This is a genomic window from Clostridium sp., assembly GCF_051650885.1.
Taxonomy (GTDB): Bacteria; Bacillota; Clostridia; order Clostridiales; family Clostridiaceae; genus Clostridium.
Map to the genome: position 1 here is coordinate 1 of NZ_JBOFRG010000119.1, position 1,853 is coordinate 1,853.

4 protein-coding genes are annotated in these 1,853 nt (G+C 29.2%); all 4 read left to right on the forward strand.

The genetic code is table 11. From position 1 onward, the window contains the following. Positions 1-440 (forward strand): UTRA domain-containing protein (locus tag ACRC28_RS05855; RefSeq protein ID WP_438542513.1); only part of this gene is annotated, 440 nt, incomplete at its 5' end. Positions 441-561: 121 nt separating this feature from the next. Continuing rightward, positions 562-984 carry a phosphonate C-P lyase system protein PhnG gene (gene phnG / locus ACRC28_RS05860; protein WP_438542514.1) on the forward strand — a complete coding sequence of 141 codons (423 nt, stop codon included), beginning with the start codon at positions 562-564 and terminating at the stop codon, positions 982-984. Between the two features lie 2 nt (positions 985-986). Next, positions 987-1,559 carry a phosphonate C-P lyase system protein PhnH gene (phnH, locus tag ACRC28_RS05865; RefSeq protein WP_438542515.1) on the forward strand — a complete coding sequence of 191 codons (573 nt, stop codon included), beginning with the start codon at positions 987-989 and terminating at the stop codon, positions 1,557-1,559. 1 nt (position 1,560) lies between these two features. Beyond that, positions 1,561-1,853: carbon-phosphorus lyase complex subunit PhnI (locus ACRC28_RS05870; RefSeq protein WP_438542516.1), on the forward strand; the 293-nt coding region annotated here is incomplete at its 3' end.

A 1,853-nucleotide genomic window follows, 5' to 3' on the forward strand; every position in this document is an offset into this window, starting at 1 on the left:
AAAAGCTAAAATGTTATGGAGATGTGAAGACTGAAAATTTAAAGATAAAAAGGATTGAGTATGATAAGAGGATTTATGAAAAGCTCCATCTTTCAAAGGAGGCTAAAGTATATAAGCTTTTAAGAGTAAGAAGTTTAGACAATTTTAGAATTGCATATCATATCTCATATTTGAATGGTGAGGTTTTTAAAAACTTAAATAATGATGGTGAAGATATAAGAGAAATTAGAGATTATTATGAGAAGAATAATATAAAAGAAGTTATTTATGAGGATATAAAATTAAAGGTTAAGTATGCAGGGCGGGAAATTAGATATATTTTAAAATGTGGAGAACTTGTGCCTATAATATATTCGGAGCAAAGGGTATTAGAAGAAAAAAGAGTTATAGAATATACAGAAATATTCTATAGAGGTGATATATTTGAATTTGAGATTTAAGCTAAAGGAGAGGTAAGTAAAATTTACCTCTCCTTTTAATAAAACAAGCTTTTAACAAAACTTAAAGGACATCTAACATAGCGCCAAGATATACTCACTTTAAAAGGAAGGTGAGTTTTTTATGGAGAGAAAAAGAAGAACAGAAATTCTTATAAAGGGAAGAAGAAAGGTGCTTGAACATATGGTAGCTCATATTAGAAGTATGTGCGAGATAAAGGTTGTAGAAAAGCCAAATGTAGCTTTAACTATGATTAAAATGAGGGAAAGAGGAAAAGGTGGCTTGTTTTACATTGGAGAGGTTATTGTAACTGAAGCTAAGGTTTATGTAGAAAAGGCTTTAGGGCTTGGAATTGTTTCAGGAATTGATGAAGAAAAGGCTTTAGATTTAGCTATAATTGATGGGTTTTATAATTTGAATTTAGGTGAAGAAGAATTGTTTTATGAAATTTTATTAAGAGAAGAAGCGAGAATAAAGGCTTTAGAAGATAGAAAGAAAGATGGAATTTTAAAAACTAAGGTTAATTTTGAGACTATGGAGGTTTAAAAATGGGGATTCATTTTGTTCAAGAAAGTTATAGAAAGCTTTTAAATGCTATGGGAAGACCAGGGAAGATTGAAAAATTTGATAGTAAATTAAGAGAAGAGGGAGAAAATTTATCCTTCTTTTATGGAACATATACAATAATGAAAATTCTTTTAGATAATGAAGTTACTTTTAAGTGTATTTCAGAAAAGGAGGATGATAAAAATTTAATAGAACAGTTAACTAGAGGAAGATATCTTTTAGATGAAGCTGATTATATTTTTATCTCTCTTAAAAAGAATAAGAAAATTAAAGAGATTATAGAAAATGCAAAGATTGGAACTTTAATAAGTCCAGAAAAAAGTGCAACTATAGTTTGTGAGGTTAGTGATTTAAATAAGGGTGATTTAGTAAAACTTAAAGGACCAGGAGTTTTAGATGAAAAGTTTATAGGACTTCCTCTTGTTAAAGAATGGAGAGAAATTCGTGATTTTAAAAATTCTGAATATCCTATGGGAATAGATTTAATTTTTGTAGATAGCTATGGAAAAATTATATGTATTCAGAGAACTACTAGGGTAGAGGAGGTTTTATAGTATGGGATATGTTGCAGTTAAAGGTGGAAGCATTGCTATAGAAGAATCTATAAAAAGGCTTAATTATGAAAGATTAAAGGGTGGAAGGATAATTGATGTAAATGAAATTGAAAGCTCTATGAGAGGACTTATAGATACAGTTATGTCAGAAGCTAGTCTTTACTCAAGAAGGCTTTCAAGTATTGCTATAAAACAATCTGAGGGGAATATTGAAGAGGCAGTATTTTTATTAAGGGCATATAGGTCAACTCTTGAAAGAAAATATTATACAAATATCTCTGATACAAAGGATGG

Coding starts and splice junctions, on each gene's coding strand:
- phnG (WP_438542514.1), top strand. CDS start 562: ATGGAGAGAAAAAGAAGAACAGAAATTCTTATAAAGGGAAGAAGAAAG.
- phnH (WP_438542515.1), top strand. CDS start 987: ATGGGGATTCATTTTGTTCAAGAAAGTTATAGAAAGCTTTTAAATGCT.